Origin of the sequence: Butyrivibrio sp. ob235 (assembly GCF_900109475.1) — a bacterium.
In the GTDB taxonomy this organism is placed as follows: Bacteria; Bacillota; Clostridia; order Lachnospirales; family Lachnospiraceae; genus Butyrivibrio.
In genome coordinates this window covers 99,135-121,686 of the sequence record NZ_FOBE01000008.1, presented here as the reverse complement: position 1 = coordinate 121,686, position 22,552 = coordinate 99,135, and the positions used below count along the sequence as shown (strand labels likewise).

Sequence of the window (22,552 nt, the reverse complement as noted above, 5' to 3'; positions counted from 1 at the left end):
AACTTCATCATTGTAGCACAATGAAGTAGCTGTTAAAATGCGAATCACATTAGTATTTGATCTTATTAGTTTCCTATTGTCTTGGCTGCATCCATATTAATACTTTCAATAACAGTTATCTCGTTCATAACTTTCTGCATATATTCCTGTGCTGCTATGGTTGCTTCTTCAACATCGTTTAAAGTATTTATTGTAATAGCTCCCTGTATTCCTGTTATGTTATAGACATCACCATCCCTGTCAGGCAGCAAAACTGTGAATTCCAAACACGTATATGTTCCATGTTCCTTAAGTTCTCTTTTATTAAGATATTCAAAAACATAAGTAACACCATCCCTGGTAACTACATTTGTTAGTTCTTTTTTGTAATGTCCTTGTATTCCGTATAATGTTAAAATCTCATCTGTTGAGAATTCCTCTAATGGTTTGTCATACTCATTAGAAATTTCATATCCCCCATCATGCCTGCAATCTATTTTTATTTCTTTTATTCCATCCATATTGGACTGCCATGTTACATCTTTGTATTTTACAGATTTAAATCCTGATATTACATCCTCTCTTGATTTCCTGGAATGATATACTTCTCCTTGAGTTTCCGTGTATTCAACAAATTTATTAGGAATAGGAACAATTAATCCATATCCAATTCCATCACTCTCTCTGGATCCTATATGCATATCTGTTGTTTCCAGTAGCCATTCAGGATGAGGATCAACAGCCTGTGCTGCTTCATCCGCCTCTTTTTGGAAACGCTTTTTCATATCTGCTTCATATTCTGCCTGAATCGCATTTCGAAGCTCATACACCTCATCCTCACGTCCATCAGCTCTTGCCTCATTGATAATGGGATTATCCTCTACAAAGAAAGCACTGCTCTTTTGTGAGCATCCTGTAAGAGTGGGCATAAATAATGCTGTTGTCATCATCACCGTTATCATTTTCATTGATAATCCTTTAATGTCCTTGATAACCCACTTCCATGTTTCTTCATCAAAATATTTTTCTGCCATTTCTTTTTCCTCCATAATGATTGTTTTTTTTCTGTTCTATCTATAAGTACCAACCATTTTGGATTCGGTTTTATAATTTTGAAAAAATTTTTTTAATTTTTAAATTAATCAAGAATCTGCCATTCAACACTTTTCCCATTTTTGATATCTTCAGTAAGATCTTCTGCATTTTCTACATCATGCCTTTTACCCTCAGCATCTATAAAACTTTTATCCCATCCACTATTCTCAACACCTCCATCTCCATATATATCTATATATCCATACTCATTGAGATTAATAATGTTTCTGGTCCATGCCACATCAGAGTAAACTGTCTGCAAAGTACCATTAATATTTTTTATTAATAAATATTCTTCCCAGCTTTCCAGTGGTTCTTCAGAGGGAGTGTGTATTACAACTGCCAGTTCTTTATCGCCATCATTACCACAATCTATATAAGCATATTCTATCTTTTCAAGAGATACTCTATCCGTCATCCAATCTTCTTTATAGAATGCAATTAACGTATCTACAATTTCTTCAAGAGTATAATCCTGCTTTGTAAAATTCTTAAAAGAAAAATAATAACCAAGGTCATTTTCTGTGTTAATGTGTACGCTTTCTTCATTATGAAGGAATTTTTCATACAAAGTTGTATCCATTTCCGTATCGCTACCAAATGCTTTAATATCAGTAATTATGAGTCCACCAAAAATATCAGGATTACCACCCTTAACTGCCTTAGCAGTAAATGGATAAGATTCAGCTGGTTCGCTCTCTATGCTTATTTTGTATGTACCATTCAATGTGTAGGTTCCGTCACTATTATTTACTACTTCCAGACTCCCATAATTAAAGTCTATCAACTCCATGTCTCCGGTGAAGTGGAGATCATCGTAATCCGAATCCGGTGTTACTCCGTCATCATTAAAATCATAATCACTTGGTATAGTAACTCCGAAAGCTTTCCATATATCTGTAATAAGTCCTTTCGTAAGTTTATCTGTTTTACTCCAGGGGAAAGCCTTCTCTTTGTCTGAAGTACGAATATGCATAGCAAGTGCATATAAACGGGCACATCTCACATAATCGTTATAAACTAATAGATTGTTATAATCAAAATAAGCAATAGCATCTACTATCTGGATTTTCTCATCATCAGTTAAAGCAATTTCTTCCTCATTCTTTGCTTCTGGATTTTCTGTTGAGTCAATTAACTTATCAATCATGAATTCATATTCACCATTTGGACGGTATGAATATACACCTGTATCTGTACTCTGATATACATCCTCACTTATTTTTTTGGAATTTACATGAGTTCCTATCCATCCTTCTGCTGTAATAGTTTTTCCAACAAATTCATTAAAATCCAAATCTTCTAAAGAAGTATACGGCAGTATCCACGCTTCATTAATTTCTACAACATCTCCATCTACAAGTAACTTAACTGGTTCTGTAAATCTAATTCCATATTCATTCATCCACGATTGCCCATATTTTTTTTCGTGTTCCTCAAGCTTTTCTCTGTATTCGGAGATATCCTGATTACGAATTACTGTACCTGTAGCAACTAATTGTTCTTGTAATCCTGGTAATGAAATGTTATCAGGATCTTTTTCATCAGTCATAGGCATTTCATCTCTATTATCCTCTGATTCATCATTTCCTTCTTTGGTCTCCAATGTATTTCCTATTTCACTTTCATCCATTTCAGCAACAATCTCTGTTTCTTTTTCGTGATTATTCACCGCTACATATGTTGCTGCGGCACCGCTGCCTGCTCCAATTAGTACTGCACCTGCAATAATAAGTGCCTTTATACCCATTGAAAGTCCGGTTCCTGTAGCTACTGCTGCCCCTGTTGCTCCTATAGCCCCGGCTGTTCCCGCCGCAGCACCTGCACCGCTAGTGGTAGCAGCAATTGTTCCGGCTCCTGTTGTTACCATCTTTGCTGAGATTCCAGCTCCTGCATTTCCAATAGTAATAGCTGTAGATGCAAGTCCAACCTCTGCGCAGCTTACTGCATAGATGCCTCCTGCTGCCTTTGCTGAAAGCTTTGTATTTTCAGACATAAGCTTGATAGCATACCATATTGTAGGTAGGGCAACAGCATGAAGTCTGATACCATCTCTCTTTTCTGTTCCTTCTACCTTTTCCTTCAGGAATTTTCGTGCATAGTTCAGGCGGCTCTTTACAGTTCCCTCTGAGCAGTTCTGCATCTGTGCTATTTCGCCAACTGAAAATCCATCGAAATAGTATGCGATAACCGCTGCCTTCTGAACCTCAGGAAGCTCATCTATAAACTCCTGTATAATACGGCTTGTTTCCTTCTGATCTGTTGACAGCTCAGGAAGAGATGCAAGGTCATTACTTTCTAAAGTCTCGAAAATATCCTTCCCTTCATCGTCTAAGTTAGGCAGTACATCCTTTTTCTTTCTAAATAGTTTCATTCCCTGGTTATGGCAGATTCCGTCCAACCATCCAAAAAGAGACTCAGTATTCTGAAGGCTCTTTATGTTTTTGTAGGCTTCGATATATACAATCTGAGTAAGATCCTGTGCGTCTGCTTCATCCTTCATGTAAGCCTTAGCACGAAAATATACATGATTGTAGGTTGCAGAATAAACTGCATTAAACCCTTCTTCTTTTCCTTTTGCCATTTCCTCTATGGCTTTCTTCAAACTTTCATCCATTATCAATATCTCCCATCATTAGATTTTGTAGTTGTCGAAACTGCTTTCCTCCTTCCCTTGGTTCTACTTATAAGTACCCGGAAAGTTGAAAATGGTTTTATATTTTTTAAAAAATTTTTCTGTTAGTAGTTTTCAGCCTAAAATCAGGGATTTCTATAAAATAAACCCCTTAGGTGACACTATTATTCACCTAAGGGGCTTTTACCTGCTGGGGTTAACCCCTGTATTAAATTACTTTTTGATGACCTTTATAAGTTTTTTCTTAGTGCTGCCTTTTACGCCTTTAACCTTGATGACAGCGTCCTTGTTAATTTTCTTGAAAGCTCCTTTACCTATTTTCAGGGATTTGTTTGCTTTTATGGTGACCTTTTTGAGTTTCTTACACCCCCTGAAGGCATTTTTTCCTATAGAAGTAACATTACTGCCAATCTTCACAGATTTTATTTTCTTATTGTTTTTGCAGGCATTTTTAGCTATAAATGTGACGGGATAAGATGTACCATCTACTGTAACAACATCCAGAACAGCTTTCTTTTTTGATGCGATTTTTGTTGCACAGGCATTTCCATTAACATCAATGTAGTATGTAATATCATCAATAGTTACTGTCATTGGCAACTTAGCAGCATTATTTCCTACCGTACCTGATGCATCTTTTTTATCAGTATTTTCATCTGTAGGCATGTTTTTTGATGTGTTATCATCTGTAGGCATGTTTTTTGATGTGTTATCATCTGAGTTCTCTGCAGGCCTTACAATCGTTATCACATCAGAATTAGCATATTTATTCAAATCGCATGATGATGTTTTTAAAGTGACACTTTCTACATAATCTGAAAAAGTGTATTCATGTTCTGTTTTAGCCATACTACAATTGCAATAAGTTATTGAACGTTGGCCATATCCATATCTGAGAGTATGACCATATCCATCATCGGTCCAACTTATTTTCCATAATTTCTTTCCATTATTTTCATACCATTTTGCTGTTATTCCGGTTGGCTGTGGCATTCTCTCATTTAAATTTATCTCGTAGCTTGCTATTCCATAATTGGATTTTTTCAAACAATAATCAATAGTTAATGTATGTGTCAGAGGTTCATCATCACATCCAATAACATAAAGAATTATCTTTCCAAGATTGTCGTAGTAGTTGAATAAACCTAAGTCATACTCATCAATTGTCTGATCCTTTTTCAGAGCTCCTAACTTATTATAATGAAAACAATTCTTTTTGCCCTTTTCATCTACGCTATATACCAATACATAATAGTTTCCATCACTAACAGTTTTGAAATGATATTTATCATTGATGCATTTCAGATCCTTAACAGGTTGAATTTTTTTCGCTGCTTTGGAATTAATGGATACACATCCAAATAAGACTATCACACACATAAGTGATGTGATAAAGAGTAAAAGATTCCCCAAGATTTTTTTCATTTTCAATTCCCCTGACTTTTCTATTCTGCACTATGGCAGGCTCCCTCATAGTCAATAATTATATCACAAGTCGATTATTATATTCATAAAGAAAAATCCACGGCAGATGCCGTGGACTTTGTCTACAGTCTGAAGGGAATAACTTAAAGTTAATCCCTTTTCGCATATTCTTTGTTCTTATCATTACTTGTTTGTTAGAAAAGCTGTTATTTCTTCTTGGGTTGGCATTACAGAAAGTGCACCTTTTCTGGTGGTTATAATAGATGCCGCAGCGTTTGCAAACGACAGGCATTCAAATAATCCGTCTTTTGTCAGATTATCAAGTCCGTTTCTGTGGATGTAATCTATGGCACAGGCACAGAAGGTATCGCCTGCTCCTGTAGTCTCTATAGTAGCAGGATTTCTGTACCCGTCTTTTTTGATCACCATATCTTTGTAAAGAGCTATACTTCCTTCAGGTCCAAGTGTGGCAAACACGATTGGAATACCAAAGTCTCTCTTTATTTTCCTTGCTCCTGCCTCTATATCCTTAAGGCCTGTAAAAAGCTCAATCTCATTATCTGAAATTTTCAGGATATCACAGTTTTCAAAGCCATATTTCATAGCATCTATTGCATCGTCTACGTTCTTCCATAAAGGTTCTCTGTAATTTGGATCAAAAGATATGACTGCTCCGCTCTCTTTAGCTATTGTAACAGCTCTGACAGTTGCCTCTTTTGCAGGTTCGTCTGTCATTGACAGTGTTCCAAGATGAAATACATCTGCATTCCTGATAAGATCAGCATTCTTCTCAACATCCTCTGCTGTCAGCATCATGTCTGCTCCGGGCTTTCTGTAAAAAGAAAAATCTCTGTCTCCATTTGGAAGCTTGTTTACAAATGCAAGGGTAGTATTTACCTCCTCGTCAAAGACAAGTCCGGTAGAGTCTATACCCTGCTTTTCAATTCTCTCTCTTAACATTCTCCCAAAAAAGTCGTTTCCAACCTTGCCGATAAAAGCTGTGCTGTTGCCTAAATTCTGAAGCATTGACAGCACATTACAGGGTGCTCCGCCTGGATTAGCCTCAAATAAAGGATTTTCCTGGTTGCTGTCTCCGCTTCCTGTAAAATCAATAAGCAACTCTCCCAGCGCAACTACATCTTTTTTCATAAGTTATTTCCTCTCAAGCTCATACATAGTAACATCCATCAGAAGTTCTCCAACTGCCTTAAAACTGATACCTTCAGCTCTGACATCTGTAAGGATTACCATAGACATTACCTGCTGTCCATTATTGATGAAGAGCTCCATGCTGTATCTGTCAAGAACAAGTCTAAGTGAAATCTCACCCTTATTTCCTGCAACCTTACATCTTCTCTGATGAACAATGGCTCTTCTGCTTCCTGAATGCTTTCTGTCTATCTTAACAATATTGTCAACAGGATCATATTCAATCGCTGAATAAGCCTTGCCATTATCAGCAAAACGAATTTCAAATTTTTTATATGAAAGTTCTGCCTGTGTAGATCTGACTCTTACTGTCATATCTACGCATCTGCCCTCAATACTTGAAAGTGAAGCACTATCAGAAATAAGTACATTCTGTCTGCTGATTCTTTTGCCGTAATAATTCTCTATCTCTCTGGCAGGCCACTGAATAAGTCTGTTATCCTTAATAGTTATTTCCCTTGGAATACTCATCTGGCCAAACCATGGGAAGTCATCGCGCCTGATTCCGCATGTATCCCAGTTCTGCATCCAGCCGATCATGACTCTTCGTCCATCAGGAGTCTTGATTGTCTGTGGCGCATAAAAATCAATACCATAGTCAACAGCCTGACAGTTTTCTTCGCAGAATTCTCCATTTTCATCGATACTTCCTATCACACACAAGGTTCCGTTTCCGTTGTGGAACTCAAGCTCTTCAGGGAGCATATCCTGCGGGCTTGTGAGAAGGACCTGTTTACCATCGTGGTTAAAGTAATCAGGGCACTCCCACATTACACCGAATCTGTGGTTGTTCTTGATAACAGTCTTATCATAGGACCAGTTAATACCGTCATCACTTACATACTGAAGTATCTGTCCGTCCTTATCAATGGTCTTGTTGCCAACAACCATGTAATACTTACCGTTTTCCTTCCACACCTTGGGATCTCTGAAGTCGAATTTTCCGGCTCCTTCAGGAAGGCTGTCTGCATTAATTACAGGGTTATTCTCGTATTTCTCATAATCAACACCATCACCTATAGCGATACATTGTGTCTGATACTCGCGGATTTCGCCGTTTTCATCCTCTTCTTTTCTAACGCCTGTATATACGAGAAGCTGCTTGCCGTCTTCCATCTCAATGGCACTTCCTGAAAAGCATCCAAACCCGTCATATTTTCCATCAGGCGCCATTGCACAGGGAAGATACTTCCAGCTGATAAGGTCAGTACTTTCTGCATGTCCCCAGTGCATAGGTCCCCATACTGTCTCATAGGGATAATACTGGTAAAACATATGATATTTTCCCTTATAGATGCTAAAGCCGTTAGGATCGTTCATCCAGCCGCATCTGGGTGTTAAATGAAAGAGGGGACGCTGCTCCTCAGGTATCTTTGCTTCCTTTTTTACTTCATATTCTCTTGCTTTATTTAACTTATCACTCATAATATTCCTCATTTACCATAAATCTTTATATCACTTGCGTCTGCATTTTCCATATTCAGCTTCCAGGTAGCTCCAACTGCTGAATAAATGCGGTTTGACAGTGCCTTTTGCCCGTCTACATAGATAACCACTATGTCTTTTTCAACTACAACATCAACCCGATATTGTCTGCCTTCCTCCAGCTTCATAGCCTGATAGTTGGGAAAAGCATTGTATGAAATGTTGTCCTCTTTATTATTTACAGAGATCTTGTACTCTTCTCCCTTTTCAGCATTGGAAAATACGAGATCGCATATTCCATCTGCCTGCATCGTAAGTTTATAGCTTAAATGACAGGTATCGGGTACATCTCCCAAATCAAGTGAACTATCTGCAGCTGCCTCAGATAGTATCTCCTTATTAAAATACTCATTATATTTCTCAGGCATGCACACCCCCAGTGTGCCATCCTGCAATTGTCTAAGCTCATATACCAGTACGCTTCCTGCCCATGTGTACATGAGGCCATCGCTTTCTCTCTTTTTGCGATCAAGAAAGCCGATCAGATATCTTTTACCTTCGTACTCACATGTTTTTGCTGCATAGAAGCCATTGCCGTCAAATGTGTCAATCTCCGGTTTCTCCCAGGGTCCGAAAAAATCAGACGCTGTTCTGTAGTAAACTACATTGTTCCAGCTAAAGACGAGATAGTATTTATCTCCAAGCTTGAACACATCCGGACATTCCATAAAATTAAGTTCTTTGCTTGTATAAAAATCACCCTTAAAAGTCCAGTTCTCTAAATCCTGCGATTCATAATATATGATCGCACTTTCATCTTCTGCTTCTTTTCTGGCGCCAACCAGCATGATATAGCCGTCATCCATCTTAATAACCTGAGGATCACGGAAATCATTGGTACTGTAGCCATTAGGAGCATGAATTATTTCATCATAATTCTTCTCATATTTTTTGTTGTCTTTACTTGTTGCGTGCATTAAGCACTCTTTATCAAGTCCGTAGGTGTCATAATAGTCATTATGACCTGTGTAAAAACAGTGATATTTCCCACTGTCATCCCTGATAAAGGAACCCGTTCCTATAGCAAGATCCTGAACTTCAGAATCCTCTGCGAATTTCAGAACCTCTCCCTTATCTTCATATGTAGTAAAATCCTTGGTAAAAAACTGATGAAGCGGGTGATAACCTACGCCATTGTGATCAGTTTCATATAAATAATTCAGATATACGCCTTTATCAGTTGAAAGAGCCATTACATCCCCAACGTAGCTGTCCTCTGCTCTTGGGAAAAGGCATTGCTCGCCCTTTTTATCAGCGCATCCGGTTAATAAACATAACATAATACCAAATAAAGCTATTGTTTTTCTTTTCATCTCTTATAAAAGAGGGAGGAGATAACTCCTCCCTCACCTTTCGCTTATCAAGCTAATCCCATAAGATGTAACAATGTGTATTACTTGTAGAACTCATCAAGGTACTTCTGATAGATTGCAAGGTAATCCTCAAGACCATAAGCATTAACCTGCTTGATGTACTCATCCCAATCTGCATCTGTAAGGCCGTTCATAACGAAGTTACTTCTGCTGGAGTTGATGAAGCTGATAAGATCAGTCTGGATTGTTGTAAGCTTCTCTGTGTCATCAGCTGTCATGAATACGTTAGGATATACATACTGGCAATGCATATCATCTGTGTAGTACTCTTTGATCCAGTCAAGACGATACTGAGCATCATCAGGACATGTTACATATACACCATAGTACTCATCAAGGATTGCAAGAGGTCCGCCAACTGCCTCAGCCTCACGAACTTCTACAGGTGAAGCATCGCCAAGAGGAGCATGCTTAAGCATCTTCTCACCCTTTTCGTTTTCGCCAAGCTCGAAGATATCGAACTCATCGTCCTCACCATATGTTCCCCAGTTGTTCTGAGGTGACTGGAAAGGATCATACATACGATCAAGCCATGCACATACGAATGCAGGGTTGTCGCACTTAGCTGTAACTACGCATCTGCCGCGGTCAAAACCTGATGTGAATGAACCGTTCATAGGTGTTACGTTCTTGGTATCAGCCTGAAGAGCTGCAAGAGGCTCATAGTCCTCAAGGTTGTCGATGTTAGCAACGTCCCATGTGAAGCATACGCCGTATCTGTGAGATTTTCCCTTAGCAACGTATGTTGACCAATCCTGTGTGAAGCACTCGGGATCGATAAGTCCCTCATCATAGAGATTATGAAGCCACTGCATACCTGACTTGAAGCCGTCCTGAGTAGCTGTGCAGATAACCTTCTTGTCATCTGTTACAGCGATGTGCTGTCCTATATCGTTATCACCATAACCTTCACCAAAACCGTTGATAAGAAGGCTGGGATCCTGATCGTTCATGATGCATGACATAGGGATGATATCACCCTCGATGCCAAACTCTGCCTGAAGCTCTGAAGCGTGATCCTTGAATGCCTTAAGTACTTCTTCGAACTCGTCTACTGTTGTAGGCTTCTCAAGTCCTAGGAAATCAAGCCACTTCTTGTTGATGTAAGTAAAGTTGTTACCTACTGTCTGGATAGCTGTCTTGTTGGAACCAAGCTGCTCGATCCAGGGAAGAGCCCAGATATGGCCCTCTGAATCCTCACACATTGTGCGATATTCAGGATACTTATCGAATACAGCCTTAAGATTAGGCATGTTTTTGTCAATATATTCTTCAACAGGAAGAATAACGCCCTGGTCTGCATATCTGATAAGATCAGAGTTACTGAATCCTGCATTGAATACGAAATCTGTAAGCATGTCCTTGTTAGCCATTGTCAGCTGAATCTTGTCTCCCCACTGATCGTTTGAAATAGCTGTCCAATCTACATGTACATTGGTCTCCTCTTCAAGTCTCTTGAAGATTGTTCTGTTGTTAGGCTCAGCCTCTGTTCCTGAAGGATAGCTGATTGTACCTGTGATAGTAACCTTCTCTTCAAGAGGAAAAGTGATGTTCTCAGCATCTACCTTAGCTGCACCACTGCCAGTTGAAGTCCCCTTGCCACAACCTGTGAGCGCACTTGCTGACATAGCAATGACAAGCGCTGTAGACAGTAACTTTGTTGTTTTCTTTTTCATTGTCCTCTCCTTTTCATTAGAAACTATTCAAACCTGTATAACAGGTGAATTAACGTTAGCCTTTAACTGAACCAACCATAATTCCCGAATCAAAATACTTCTGGAAGAACGGATACATAACTATCAAAGGCAAGCTTGAAATGATGATAGTTGCATATTTCAAAAGCTCTGCAAGCTGTGCTCTTTGTGCAGTACTCTGCATATCTGCAATCATACCCGGATCTGGCTCATTCTGAATAAGGATTGCTCTAAGAACGAGCTGCAAAGGCTGCTTACTTGCTGAATTCAGATAGATCATTGCATCGAAATAGCTGTTCCACATTCCTACGAACTGCCAGAGGATAAGCACTGCGATAAGTGGTGTACATACAGGAAGCAATATTCTAAAGAAGAACACCAATTCATTAGCTCCGTCCACATCAGCAGCTTCTCTAAGTTCGCTTGGAACACCTTTGTAGTAAGTTCTTGCGATGATCATGTTCCATACGCTAAATGATCCCGGAAGAATTACAGCCCACATGGAATCAAGAAGTCCCATGTTACTGATAAGAAGGTATGTAGGGATAAGTCCGCCTCCGAAGAACATTGTTATGATGAAAATCGTGTTGAAGATTGATTTTCCCTTAAAATCATCTCTTGACATAGGATAAGCACACAAAAGAGTTATAAATACTGAAATTACTGCAAACAGTACGGAATAAAGAATCGCATTGAAAAATCCCGTCCATATCTGTGAGTTGGTCATAACTCTCTCATAAGCTGTCAGTGTCCACTTACTGAAATCAAAAACAATACCTTTATTCTGAAGTGTTATCGGATCCATAAATGAAGCAACGATGATATAAACCACAGGTCCGATTATAGCCAGCACGAAAGCTGCAAGAATGATATATCCTACAAGAAGGAATATTTTATCTCCAAGAGAAGCTCTTGCGAACTCGCTCTTTTTATTTGATGTCTTAATCATTTTCTTTTTCCCCTTATAATCCCTGTCCATCGTTAAGCTTCTCAACTATCTTGTTAACCGCAATGAGAAGTATTACGTTTACAATTGTATTAAAAAGTCCTACTGCTGTTGAATAACTGTAGTCACCATTCAAAAGACCCTTCTTATATACATAAGTAGCTATGATCTCGGATGATGCAAGGTTCATGTCAGACTGAAGTGCATACGCTTTTTCAAAACCGATACTCATGATGTTACCTGCCTGAAGAATGAACTGGATAACTACCATATCCTTGATGGCCGGCCACTCAACTGCCTTGATCTGTTGCCAGATGTTAGCTCCATCAATCTGTGCTGCTTCCTTAAGCTCCTTACTTGCATTGGAAAGAGCTGCTGTGTACATGATTGATGCCCAACCGGCTCCCTGCCAGATTCCGCTGACGATGTAGATCGGTCTGAACGCTTCCGGAATTGTAAGGAAGTTGATGTTCGTTCCAAGCATCATGTTAAGCGGTCCTGTAACTGAAAGAAGGATTCTGACCATACCGCAAAGTACGATGACTGAAATGAAGTTCGGCATGTACAGTACAAGCTGTATCTTCTGCTTGATCTTGCTGCTCGATACTCTGTTAAGAAGGAGTGCTAAGATAATCGGCATCGGGAAACCCCAGAGAAGACCAAATACACTAAGCTTCAATGTATTTATGAGATACTGCATAAAGTCCGGTGACGATAAAAACTGTTGGAAATATTTAAGACCTACCCATTCGCTTCCAAGTATTCCTTTAAACGGGTTGTACTTTTGGAATGCGATCAGAATTCCTCCCATAGGAAGATACCTGAAGACGATTGTAAGAAGTAGTGCCGGTCCTAAGAAGAACACGTAAAGCTGCCAATGCTGCTTAACATATACCAGGGTGTTATGCATCGAATTATCTTTTACCTTTGTGTTCATGTAGTCCCTCCCAAGTTTTACATTTGCAAAATTCTCATTTGCATATGTAAAATATAGCACCCATATTTTCAGCTGTCAACATAATTATTTTACATTTGCACAATTAATATTTACATTTGACACTTTAATTTTTACATTTTATAATGATATAGGTGTCAAAAAGTCATAAATACCTACTATCTGGGGCACACCCATCTTTTGACACATTCATCTTTTATTTAGAAAGTGGAGACTACATTATGCCAGCAAAAGTCACCTTACAGGATATAGCAGATGCTCTTGGAGTATCCAGAAATACCGTATCCAAGGCTATAAATAACACCGGAGTTTTAGCTGAAGCTACCAGACAGAAAGTTTTAGAGAAGGCTATCGAAATGGGGTACAAGCAATTTTCTTATGCCAATTCCATTTCAGACATTACAAATCCTTTCAGTTCCCAGCCCAAGGCTTCAGGAGAGATTGCTCTCTTTTCAGGCAATTTCCTTAATAATTCTCACTTTGCTTCTACCATGCTGGATAAATTTCAATATGAAATTTCTATGCTTGGCTATAGCCTGACAATGCACCGGGTTGATCATCAGAATATAGAGTCAAGAACTCTTCCTCTCTCATACAGACCGGATAACACCAAGGCTATTGTATGCATCGAAATGTTTGATCACTCCTATTGTGAAATGTTGTGCAGCCTAGGATTACCTGTTCTCATGATAGATGCTCCCGTTGCAAGCTACTGGAGACCATTAAACGCAGATGTTCTGCTCATGGATAATTTTTCCAATATATATACAGTCGTTAATGACATGAGCAAAAAGGGAATTACCAAGATAGGATTTGTAGGCCAGGTCACACATTGCCGTTCTTTCTACGAGCGATTCATAGCCTTTAGGGAGGCAATGTATATCAATAATCTGAACTTTGACGAAAAATATTGTCTTACAGAGGTTCATCCTCACGGATTAGAATATAGAGAATACTTATTCGAAGCTCTTACGAAGATTCAAGAAATGCCCGAACTCTTTATTTGTGCCAACGATTTTGTAGCTCTCGATCTGATATCCGGCCTCAAGAGAATGGGAATAGAATGTCCACGTGATATCAAGATATTCGGTTTTGATGATTCCCCCGAGTCCAAGATCATGTCTCCTTCTCTCTCAACCAGCCACATACACAGCCAGATAATCGGTTATTCAGCTGCCAACCTTGTAATCTCAAGGATTGAGCAGCCTGATCTCAATTACAGGATAACCTATACAGAGACTGATCTTATTTACAGAGAATCAACACAGATGTAATAAAATGAAAGAAACAATGTCGCTTGCGACATTCTCGCGCCGTTGCAAGATGTCCGGGGGACATCTGCTTTGCAACGACCGAAGTGGAACGTAGACGCGATTGCTGAAGGCAACATATTCCTATCGCGCGATGTGCAGATCACTTGGCGAGGTTTTTTCGAGCCTAGTGAAATGTCATACACAGTAGTGCGCATCCATAGCGGAGCGCTTTTTATGATATAGGAATTTCGGAGAAATTTCCTATATCACAAAAAAGCTGGCCAATAAGCCAGCTAAAAAGTATCTTTTATGATATGTTCAAACATGTCAGCATCTGTTATAGTGATCAGAGACAGTCGAGAGCCTGGGATCTATTCTAGATGTGATCCCCTAACCGAGCCAAACGGCTGTCTTTTTAATTTGTTTTATCTATTGTCTTGACATAATGTGTTGCATACAGCTTCTCTATGTATTCATTTCCGGTTTTGCTAAACCTTAGCTGTACTATAGATTTGTTTTTCCTTCCCCACTGCTTATAAAAAGTAAAGCTTGGTTTCAGGTCATTCTTCCCAGAGTAGCGCTTCATTTCTTCAAGAACACCTGCTAACTTTTTCAGGTTGATCTTACAGACTTTTTCAAGATACGGGATCTGGCCATTACGCCATCTCTCATAATCCTCTTTTGACAGGATATCCAGATCCATAAGAGTCTGTACTGCTGTAGCGTAGCCTGTATTATTTACCTGCTGATACATAGAGCTGTTTACTCTGCTAATGAGTTGTGACTGATTCATTGTTTTTCACCAAGATACTTCATAAGAGTGTCAAGCCCCTCCATCGGAACACAGAATGTTCCATCTCAATCCAATCATCTATATATTGTAGTCGATTGGTTCTTTTGATGGAATATCTGGTATAAATATTCCAATTATTCCACTCATTCCACGGCTTTTTAGAAGTTTTTGTTGACATTTTGTTGATATTATCCGGTAGCAACCACTTGTTATGAATGTGGTTACATAAGTCATTTTTTCAAAAACTTATCTGCTATCTTCTCTAACTCTGCAAACTTAGAAGATCTCTTCACCAAATTTCTATTTTTATCTGGCTTGTTTGTCACCAGATCATACACTTTGTTTGCCCTATTCTCGATCGTATCAGCATGATCTCTGCACCATTTTAGCTGCTTTTGCATAAGTTCTTTATGATTTTTAATCTCGACAGCATCATTCTTGTGTATTGTTAAATCCACTTTCTGTATAACGCTATCTATAACAGGAATCATATTATTGATGTTAAGAACACCTATAAGTTTACTTGTTCCATCCTCATTTTTCTTACTATCATCAAAAATTTTGATAAAATCAACCTGACTTTTCTTGTTCTGGAATTTAGGTTTTGGCGAAGTAAGTGGTATACAGTAATGCCTGCCATTGAGAAGTACAACAACTCCAACAAATGGCCTGTTCTCCTTTCCTCTCTGCGGAGATATAGACATAACATTATCATCCGCATTGGACAAATCCCTGATATATTTTAAGTCAATGTAGTAAAAGTTCAGTTTCCTCAAGTAATCATGCTCCTTAATAACAAATAACGAGCTACGTCGCATGACGCAGCTCGTAAAATTCCTTTTCGCCGGTAGGGCTCCCGTCTTAATAAAGTTCCCATTTGTTTTATATGGTAGGGCTCCCATCTGATAAAGCTCCCGATTATTTTATATGGTGGGGCTCCCATCTGATAAAGTTCCCATTTCGCTTGGTAAGGAAACCAATACATCTCTTCGATGTAACTAAATACTAACATCTCCAAACATATGTTGCAATATCAAAAATACACAAATAATTTTCATTATAGTTAGACGTGATTACATTCCCCTATTGTCGTTAAACGGCTATGCGCTAACTTTGTGTATGCATCAATCCAGCCACGTTCTTCAGCAGTAGTATCAAGCTGACTTGAACAATAATCCAGGAATTCTTGATATCCCTGCATTGCCGATCTGTAATCCCCTGCATGATAGTAATTATCAGCCACCTCAAATAAAGCCTTAAAGCGCAGAGGATGAACATCGTTGTTCTCCCAAAACTGCTTATATAATTTACATGAATATGTATAATCGCCGGCCTTTTGGAGTTCCTGGGCTCGGATTAGTATGTCTGGAATATCTTTATTCATATTTCTTTCCACGCTATTTACCATTATTTCTTCGAATATCAGCAGTGTCCTGAACTGCCTTAGGCAGCCAATCTTCTTTGACATAATCAAGCGGAATAACCAACTCTTGAATTTTGTCATCCTTGCCAGGCCTCTTGATATCGTCTGGCAAATAATCCAGCCCGACCTCCCTTAAGCTCATAACACTATCATAAATCCATCCAACAGCTTGGTTATCACAATACAAGCAATAGCACCCAAACATCTTTTTTACCTTTACATCAAGCTCTATGAGTGCATCTAACCATTCTTGAACTATTTGCGGATCTTCATAAGCCATCTTATTCCCTCCGTAACGGTAACGCTATTACAGTTCTTTTCATAAATATTATATACTTTTACGCAACTGAAAACAGTGGTATATTGCGAGAGCATCAAATCTCACTATACGATATAGGAATTAGATTCTACCGACCATTACTTGCAGAAATGCTTCAAAAAAGGCATCATATAATTAGTATGTGGTTTTCATAAAATGAAATCAGGAGTAAAAGATGATCAAGCTTATTAAATCTGAGCTGTTCAGGCTCGGAAAATCTTTTTACAAGCATTTCATAATTGCATAAACCTTAGGTTCTATTCTTGTAATTGATTCCAACTAAATCCTCCAATCTATATGTGGATTATTTCCATCACTAAAGAAGAGCGGCACTAACTGGCAAATGTTATAGTTTCTTTGATACAAGATGCAGGATACAATAGCTTTCATCCTTGAACACTATATCCATTCTTTAAGAAAAAATCCAAATCACCGTTAGGAAATACTCCCTTTTCATCGGTTATCGCGATTACTTCTGAATACTCTCCGCGCAGATGCTGCTCCAGCGCTCGTAACGGTGCTGTCTTATAATCATATTCCGAATCTGACCTGTATATACATGTTATCTTTTCCCACACATCTTTTCTATCATAATAATGCCGGAACAATATGATTTTTGCTCAAATCTTACCTGAGGAAACGATTTCTTGATTTCCTCCACAACAAAATATATCTCATCATCATCCCAGTCACTGCCTTCTTCTGCCTTGCATTTTTCAAGATCTTCCCTTGTTTCAAATGCTACATCTCCAATAAGGATCTTTCCGTATTCATTTAACCTGTCTATTAGTTCTGAAAAGAAGCCTATCTTCTGTTCATCTGTAAGATGATGTAGGGAATAAGTTCCAATGATGAAATCAAACTTACAATCCTTAAGCTCTTGGACTAATCCTTTTGAAAAGTCTCCTTGATACAGATTCGCATCCGGCATTTTCTCCTTGGCCAGCTCAATCATTCGCTCAGAGAAGTCTTGACCATATATCACGCACCCATTCTCATAAAGCTTTGTAGTAAGTGTACCGGTTCCAAAACCAATATCTAAAACACAGGCATTCTCCTTGGTCATAACCTCTTGAAAAATACCGCCTAAAACATTCTTATATCCTGCAAACGGATACCTATCTTCTTCATCAGAAAGCCCTACAGCTGCATCATATCCATCTGCCCATAAATCAAAACCTCTATTATCTAGCATATACCCTCCGTAGATTCAGTTTCACCTATCTTGAATTCATACCACTCTTCATCTGTTTTCTTAAATCCTATCGATTCAAACATGCACTGACTCTGTGTATTAAAGGAATAGATATTAGCCTTGACTGTTTGCATGCCTTTTTCTTTCGCCAATCTCAGCATATCCTGAATGCAACTTCTTAGACTGGTATCTTTCCCTGTACATCTTTATCTGCTTTGTCAGGATATCCCTGTCAGCATCCCCATAGCATACAATTATGTTCGCGTATCTGTTGTCTTTCATTATCCTATCAGCCGTTTGATTATATCTTTTGTATCATCACTGAAATCCCTAAGATCATCCATGGTTATGACCTTGTACCTTAAAAGAGATACAAGATGATTGTAAAAGTTTGATCTGCTTATATCTGTGATCACAACTCCAGGATTCCTCTTGTCCGCTTTTAGACGCCCTTCAAGTGCCCAGTATTTATCAGACGAAAGCTTATCGCTGTTGAGGATTTCCTTATATTCCTCAACAAGCTTCCCCATATATGCTTCCTGCCACTCAGGAAGGTTCTTTCTAAAAAGTTTCCAGTCTTTTTCAGACAATCCTACCATATTTCAAGTCTCCATTTTTCTAAATTATTACTTACAATTTTAAGGTTGTAGTATGCGTTTTACAATAATGAAGCCATGAACAATTGATGAACGAAACCTCATAAAATCAAGGAAACTTATTCACAAAATGCGACATAAGGCGTAAAATGAGACCAACCAGGGCGCATAAGCCCGCAACTACACATTCTTATGGAGGTGAAAAAGTATGAATAAGCCAGAACTCGTTGAAGCTATGGCTAAAGAGACTGGCCTTAGCAAGAAGGACACAGAGAAGGCTTTAAAGGCTTTCATCGATGTTGTTTCAAAACAGCTCAAGAAGAAAGACAAGGTTCAGCTCGTTGGCTTTGGTACTTTCGAGACAGCTAAGAGAGCAGCAAGAAAGGGTAAGAACCCTCAGACTGGTGCCGAGATCAAGATCCCTGCTTCTATCGCTCCTAAGTTTAAAGCTGGTAAGGCTCTTAAGGACCTTGTAAACAAGAAGTAATCTGATTATTAACCAGTAACTATTAATAAAGCAAATTTAATCATTACAAATTCAGGCTGTTCACGAAAAAGTGGACAGCCTTTAATTTTGTTCTGATTTTAGTGCCTGTTGCCCGATCCAGAGCATATGAAATGGTCGAAAATTTTCTATATTTGCAACCGCTCTATTTTTTAATTAGATATGCCATTTTTAAGAATAAGCATGCTATTTAATTTCAATTTAGATAAGCACAAAATATACTTTTCGGCAACATTAAAAAGGCTGTTAAGCGGCTATTTTATGCGATTCTATAAAATTTAGATACACACTTTTTAAAAGAAAGTGCTATAATTATCTTGAATTTAGATAAAGCATTTTTTCTAAAAGGAGCATATTTAAATGGGAGAAATGGAACTAAAAAAAATAGCTATTCAGAACTTTAAGTCATTATATGATGTTACATTTGAACCGGGCAGAGTAAACGTATTTATTGGCACCAATGGTTCAGGAAAGTCTTCTGTTCTGGAAGCCATAGGCGTCCTCAGTGCTGCTATGACAGACAGAGTCAATTCAAATAGTTTGCAGAGAAAGGGTGTCCGCCTTAGCACTTCATCTTTGTATAAATCTAAATTTTTGTCTGTTGAGAAAGAATCAAAAACAGTGGATTTTTCTCTGGAATGGCAGCTGGATGGACATGATTATAATTATATAAGTCATCTTACGGTTCCTAATGATGATGATTCATGGAAGTATTTTGCAGAAAGCGTGTCTTGTGACGGGGATGCTGTCTATGGTCGTAGTAACAGAACCAGCGCCCAGCTTAATAACAAGATCGGTTATTTTACAATTTCTGAGTCACTTGCAGCAAAGGAATATACTACAGCGGCCAAATATATTGGAAACTATGGCATATATCAACCGGATACATTAACTCTTAGAGGAACAGTTGCGGATCCTGCACAGGCTAATCCCATTGGACTTAATGGAGGAAGACTTGCTGAGGCAATACAGGATCTTCTCCATGAGGATGGTGAGGAGTATATGTTTGGAAGCATGTTCATGGAAGACATGCTTGAACTGATTGACTGGGCATCGGAATTTAAAGTCAGTAAGCCTAAAAAAACAATATTGAATCCAGGGGTTCCGACCACTCAGCAAATAATAGAGTTTAAGGATAAGTACCTGAAAGATACTGCATCATTCACTGGCTACGATGCCAGCGAAGGTGCGCTTTATGTCTTATTTATGCTTGCACTTGCTATGCATGAAAAGGCACCAAAAATGTTTGCAATCGATAGTTTTGATCATGCCATGAATCCAAGACTTGCAAGAAAAGTTACGGAAATATTCAGTCAGAAAATAATCGAAGAAAATAAGACTGTATTTATAACAACCCATAACCCGCTCGTTCTTGATGGACTGGACCTATCCAACGATGCCATACGATTATTTACTACGGAAAGGAATAGACAGGGTCATGTTGAGATAAGGAGAATTCAGGTATCTGATAAACTTCTTGAGATGAACCAGCCATTATCCAGGCTTTGGATCAATGGAGTATTGGGAGGCGTTCCAGAGTTATTATGAGCAAAGTTATAGGAATTGTCTCTGAGGGTCCAACAGATTACCTTGTCCTAAAAGCGGTTATCGATAAGATTACCGGCGAAACCAACAGATATCTTTCCCTCCAACCGGAGCGGGATATGCTTGGTCGATTTGGCAATGGCTGGAAGGGCGTATGGAGATGGTGTGAGGAAACAGAAGAAATTAATACGCTGATGAAAGCGGTGCAACCTCAGATAGATGCCATTGTTATACAGATGGATGGTGACGTAATCCGCAAGGAAAAAGAGATTCACTGCCTTTGTGATTCAACAGCATGTAAATACAAAGGTACAGTTTTTCCCCTGTATTGCGATAAACACGATATAGAATGCCCTGCTGTAGTTCCGTGCAAAGATCATGTGGATGGAAGCATAGGCATAATGGAACATGGAGAAAATGTTCTTGCGCTAGCGCTCAAAGCTGATGATATGAGCCATATAGCAATCACTATACCATGTGACAGTACAGATGCATGGGTAGTCGCAGCATATGATGATTTGGATAATATTGAGGATTATGAGGATCCATGGAAGACAATTATAGCAAAAAAGAAATATTATCACGGAATACGTGTAAGAGGTGATAAGAAAAATGTACTTACATACGCTATTTTCAGTAATATGGTCGCTGAACGTTGGAATGAAGTGACTCAAAAATGCATATCTGCTATGAAATTGGATCAAGAAGTTAAAAGAATTCTTCTTAATGAAAATAAGTAAATCATTTGAAAAATTTAACGTGTGCGTTTTTGACCTTTTACATATACCTACGGCATATTCTTTTTTGACTATAATAAGTAATCATAGCCTTAGCATTACGCCAAGGCTATTGTCAAATTCCGTATAAAGCTGCAAACCCTTTATTTCCTACATTTATTATTGGCGCGCAAACTGGTACTTGCTCCAACAATTCACCCTCACGACCTCAGACATTACTATTCTGTCTCGATTATAAATCCTGATGATACATATCTGAGACAGGACACCTTTTCGTATAGCCCGATTTGATTTCATGGACAATAACAGTACTTGCATCCTCTATGAATATTGCCTCATCATACTGTTTTTCTTCAGCATACTCAATATCATCCTGTTCCTTTTCAGAAATAATATTTGCTTCTTTATGATGTGCAATATAGTCGCCTTGCAATGCCTTAGCTATATCACAGTACTCAGGCATGTAATAAATCAAAGTCCGCCACATATTAGTCAAACCTCTTTCAAAACAGTCTCTACGCATATCTGAATTCCTTTGGCGATTTCATCTATGCCAAGCTCAGATTTTGTTTCCGCATCAGATTCAGCTGGATTAGGTACATGGATAAATCCTGCAGAGATATCAAGAGTCTTTGCTTTTAAGTGATTCATTATCCTATAAAAGAGATCATTACATACATAAGCACCGGCTGAGTATGAAAGCTCAGAAGGTATTCCTTCTTTAGTCATGTTCTCTACCATCTTTGCTACAGGAATCGTTGAAAAAATGCCATCTGCACCTACAGAATCTATCTTCTCGAACTTAGGACTGTTTCCCTGATTATCCGGTATCCTTGCATCATCGATGTTAACGGCAATGACTTCAGGTGTGATCTTTGTCCTTGTACCTGCAACTCCAAGCATTATTATGGCGTCAGGTCTGATCTCATCTATTCTTTTTTCAAGTATCGATGCAGCCTCTCCAAATACTACCGGTAACCTGATTAACTCAATATCAGCTTCGCCTATTCTCTTAGGAAGCTGCTTTGCTGCCTCATATGAGGGATTTACCTCTGCTTTATCAAATGGCTCAAAAGCCGTAACGATTACCTTTTTCATAACTCAGCCTCAATATCCTTATTTTCCGTCCTCTTTCTGGTCTATCCGTCTTTTGTAATCAGAAAGCTCCTCTTCATCTGTAATATCATACGTAGCATCCGCTACTATGGCTGTAATCTTACCCCACTCTTTTTCAAGGCAGATCCCATCTACAGACTCTGTCTGATACAGCTCCATAATGGAATCATAGTTATATTCGCCGCTGCCATCGCTTGCTCCGTATCTCTGGAAAGATACATGATCGTCATACTTAATTATCATGTAGGTTTTATCTGTATCTGAGAAGAAAAAC

General features: G+C 38.6%; 23 protein-coding genes. 4 read left to right on the top strand and 19 right to left on the bottom strand.

The annotated features are described in order from the left end of the window. Positions 1 to 65 precede the first annotated feature (65 nt). The 9 genes from BMW61_RS08440 to BMW61_RS08400 form a co-directional block, all read right to left on the bottom strand. Positions 66 to 1,013 carry a hypothetical protein gene (locus BMW61_RS08440; RefSeq protein WP_091820961.1) on the bottom strand — a complete coding sequence of 316 codons (948 nt, stop codon included), beginning with the start codon at positions 1,011 to 1,013 and terminating at the stop codon, positions 66 to 68. A 104-nt stretch (positions 1,014 to 1,117) separates the two neighbouring features. Next, positions 1,118 to 3,691, bottom strand: a complete 2,574-nt coding sequence (locus BMW61_RS08435; RefSeq protein ID WP_091820959.1) for an RNA polymerase sigma factor — start codon at positions 3,689 to 3,691, stop codon at positions 1,118 to 1,120. A 231-nt stretch (positions 3,692 to 3,922) separates the two neighbouring features. Then, positions 3,923 to 5,134 (bottom strand): leucine-rich repeat protein, encoded by a 1,212-nt coding sequence (locus BMW61_RS08430; protein ID WP_242876672.1) that lies wholly within the window; start codon positions 5,132 to 5,134, stop codon positions 3,923 to 3,925. Between the two features lie 183 nt (positions 5,135 to 5,317). After that, a complete protein-coding gene (locus BMW61_RS08425; protein ID WP_022763185.1) occupies positions 5,318 to 6,283 on the bottom strand; it encodes a carbohydrate kinase family protein in 966 nt (321 codons plus the stop codon). Positions 6,284 to 6,286: 3 nt separating this feature from the next. Beyond that, complete coding sequence (locus tag BMW61_RS08420) at positions 6,287 to 7,768, bottom strand: glycoside hydrolase family 32 protein (RefSeq protein WP_091820957.1); 1,482 nt, start codon at positions 7,766 to 7,768, stop codon at positions 6,287 to 6,289. A gap of 8 nt (positions 7,769 to 7,776) precedes the next feature. Continuing rightward, positions 7,777 to 9,108 carry a family 43 glycosylhydrolase gene (locus BMW61_RS08415; RefSeq protein ID WP_175475140.1) on the bottom strand — a complete coding sequence of 444 codons (1,332 nt, stop codon included), beginning with the start codon at positions 9,106 to 9,108 and terminating at the stop codon, positions 7,777 to 7,779. A 113-nt stretch (positions 9,109 to 9,221) separates the two neighbouring features. Beyond that, a complete protein-coding gene (locus BMW61_RS08410; protein ID WP_091820952.1) occupies positions 9,222 to 10,877 on the bottom strand; it encodes an ABC transporter substrate-binding protein in 1,656 nt (551 codons plus the stop codon). Positions 10,878 to 10,932: 55 nt separating this feature from the next. Further along, entirely contained in the window at positions 10,933 to 11,844 is a 912-nt protein-coding gene (locus BMW61_RS08405; protein WP_091821004.1) for a carbohydrate ABC transporter permease, read from the bottom strand. 13 nt (positions 11,845 to 11,857) lie between these two features. After that, complete coding sequence (locus tag BMW61_RS08400; protein ID WP_026498195.1) at positions 11,858 to 12,778, bottom strand: ABC transporter permease; 921 nt, start codon at positions 12,776 to 12,778, stop codon at positions 11,858 to 11,860. A gap of 239 nt (positions 12,779 to 13,017) precedes the next feature. Between BMW61_RS08400 and BMW61_RS08395 the strand changes: the two genes are divergently transcribed. Then, a complete protein-coding gene (locus tag BMW61_RS08395) occupies positions 13,018 to 14,070 on the top strand; it encodes a LacI family DNA-binding transcriptional regulator (protein ID WP_022763191.1) in 1,053 nt (350 codons plus the stop codon). Positions 14,071 to 14,464: 394 nt separating this feature from the next. Here the strand turns inward: BMW61_RS08395 and BMW61_RS08390 are convergent, their stop codons facing one another. The 7 genes from BMW61_RS08390 to BMW61_RS08360 all read right to left on the bottom strand — a co-directional run bounded on the left by BMW61_RS08390 (position 14,465) and on the right by BMW61_RS08360 (position 18,378). Next, entirely contained in the window at positions 14,465 to 14,842 is a 378-nt protein-coding gene (locus BMW61_RS08390) for a hypothetical protein (RefSeq protein WP_091820950.1), read from the bottom strand. A gap of 230 nt (positions 14,843 to 15,072) precedes the next feature. Beyond that, positions 15,073 to 15,618, bottom strand: a complete 546-nt coding sequence (locus tag BMW61_RS08385; protein ID WP_242876671.1) for a type III toxin-antitoxin system ToxN/AbiQ family toxin — start codon at positions 15,616 to 15,618, stop codon at positions 15,073 to 15,075. A 287-nt stretch (positions 15,619 to 15,905) separates the two neighbouring features. Next, a complete protein-coding gene (locus tag BMW61_RS08380) occupies positions 15,906 to 16,250 on the bottom strand; it encodes a tetratricopeptide repeat protein (RefSeq protein WP_175475139.1) in 345 nt (114 codons plus the stop codon). Further along, entirely contained in the window at positions 16,240 to 16,545 is a 306-nt protein-coding gene (locus tag BMW61_RS08375; RefSeq protein ID WP_026528436.1) for a hypothetical protein, read from the bottom strand. Before BMW61_RS08375 ends, BMW61_RS08380 begins: the two co-directional genes overlap by 11 nt. A gap of 601 nt (positions 16,546 to 17,146) precedes the next feature. Then, positions 17,147 to 17,779, bottom strand: coding sequence for a class I SAM-dependent methyltransferase (locus BMW61_RS08365; RefSeq protein ID WP_091820943.1), 633 nt, complete (start codon positions 17,777 to 17,779; stop codon positions 17,147 to 17,149). Between the two features lie 114 nt (positions 17,780 to 17,893). Next, positions 17,894 to 18,061 (bottom strand): hypothetical protein, encoded by a 168-nt coding sequence (locus BMW61_RS21860; protein WP_175475138.1) that lies wholly within the window; start codon positions 18,059 to 18,061, stop codon positions 17,894 to 17,896. After that, positions 18,061 to 18,378: a multidrug transporter gene (locus BMW61_RS08360; RefSeq protein WP_091820942.1), complete on the bottom strand. Its 318-nt coding sequence runs from the start codon at positions 18,376 to 18,378 to the stop codon at positions 18,061 to 18,063. Before BMW61_RS08360 ends, BMW61_RS21860 begins: the two co-directional genes overlap by 1 nt. Positions 18,379 to 18,583: 205 nt before the next feature. Between BMW61_RS08360 and BMW61_RS08355 the strand changes: the two genes are divergently transcribed. The 3 genes from BMW61_RS08355 to BMW61_RS08345 all read left to right on the top strand — a co-directional run bounded on the left by BMW61_RS08355 (position 18,584) and on the right by BMW61_RS08345 (position 21,165). Then, on the top strand, positions 18,584 to 18,862 hold the full coding sequence (locus BMW61_RS08355; RefSeq protein ID WP_091820939.1) for an HU family DNA-binding protein: 279 nt from the start codon (positions 18,584 to 18,586) through the stop codon (positions 18,860 to 18,862). Positions 18,863 to 19,240: 378 nt separating this feature from the next. After that, on the top strand, positions 19,241 to 20,428 hold the full coding sequence (locus tag BMW61_RS08350; protein WP_242876669.1) for an AAA family ATPase: 1,188 nt from the start codon (positions 19,241 to 19,243) through the stop codon (positions 20,426 to 20,428). Then, positions 20,425 to 21,165 carry a hypothetical protein gene (locus BMW61_RS08345; protein ID WP_091820937.1) on the top strand — a complete coding sequence of 247 codons (741 nt, stop codon included), beginning with the start codon at positions 20,425 to 20,427 and terminating at the stop codon, positions 21,163 to 21,165. The genes BMW61_RS08350 and BMW61_RS08345 overlap by 4 nt, the downstream gene beginning before the upstream one ends. A 229-nt stretch (positions 21,166 to 21,394) precedes the next feature. Here the strand turns inward: BMW61_RS08345 and BMW61_RS08340 are convergent, their stop codons facing one another. Genes BMW61_RS08340 through BMW61_RS08330 form a run of 3 tightly spaced genes read right to left on the bottom strand, consistent with a single transcriptional unit; the run spans position 21,395 to position 22,521 of the window. Next, positions 21,395 to 21,649: a hypothetical protein gene (locus BMW61_RS08340; protein ID WP_139176254.1), complete on the bottom strand. Its 255-nt coding sequence runs from the start codon at positions 21,647 to 21,649 to the stop codon at positions 21,395 to 21,397. Positions 21,650 to 21,654: 5 nt separating this feature from the next. After that, complete coding sequence (locus BMW61_RS08335) at positions 21,655 to 22,260, bottom strand: pyroglutamyl-peptidase I (protein ID WP_091820933.1); 606 nt, start codon at positions 22,258 to 22,260, stop codon at positions 21,655 to 21,657. An 18-nt stretch (positions 22,261 to 22,278) separates the two neighbouring features. Continuing rightward, a complete protein-coding gene (locus BMW61_RS08330) occupies positions 22,279 to 22,521 on the bottom strand; it encodes a hypothetical protein (RefSeq protein WP_091820931.1) in 243 nt (80 codons plus the stop codon). Positions 22,522 to 22,552: the final 31 nt, after the last annotated feature.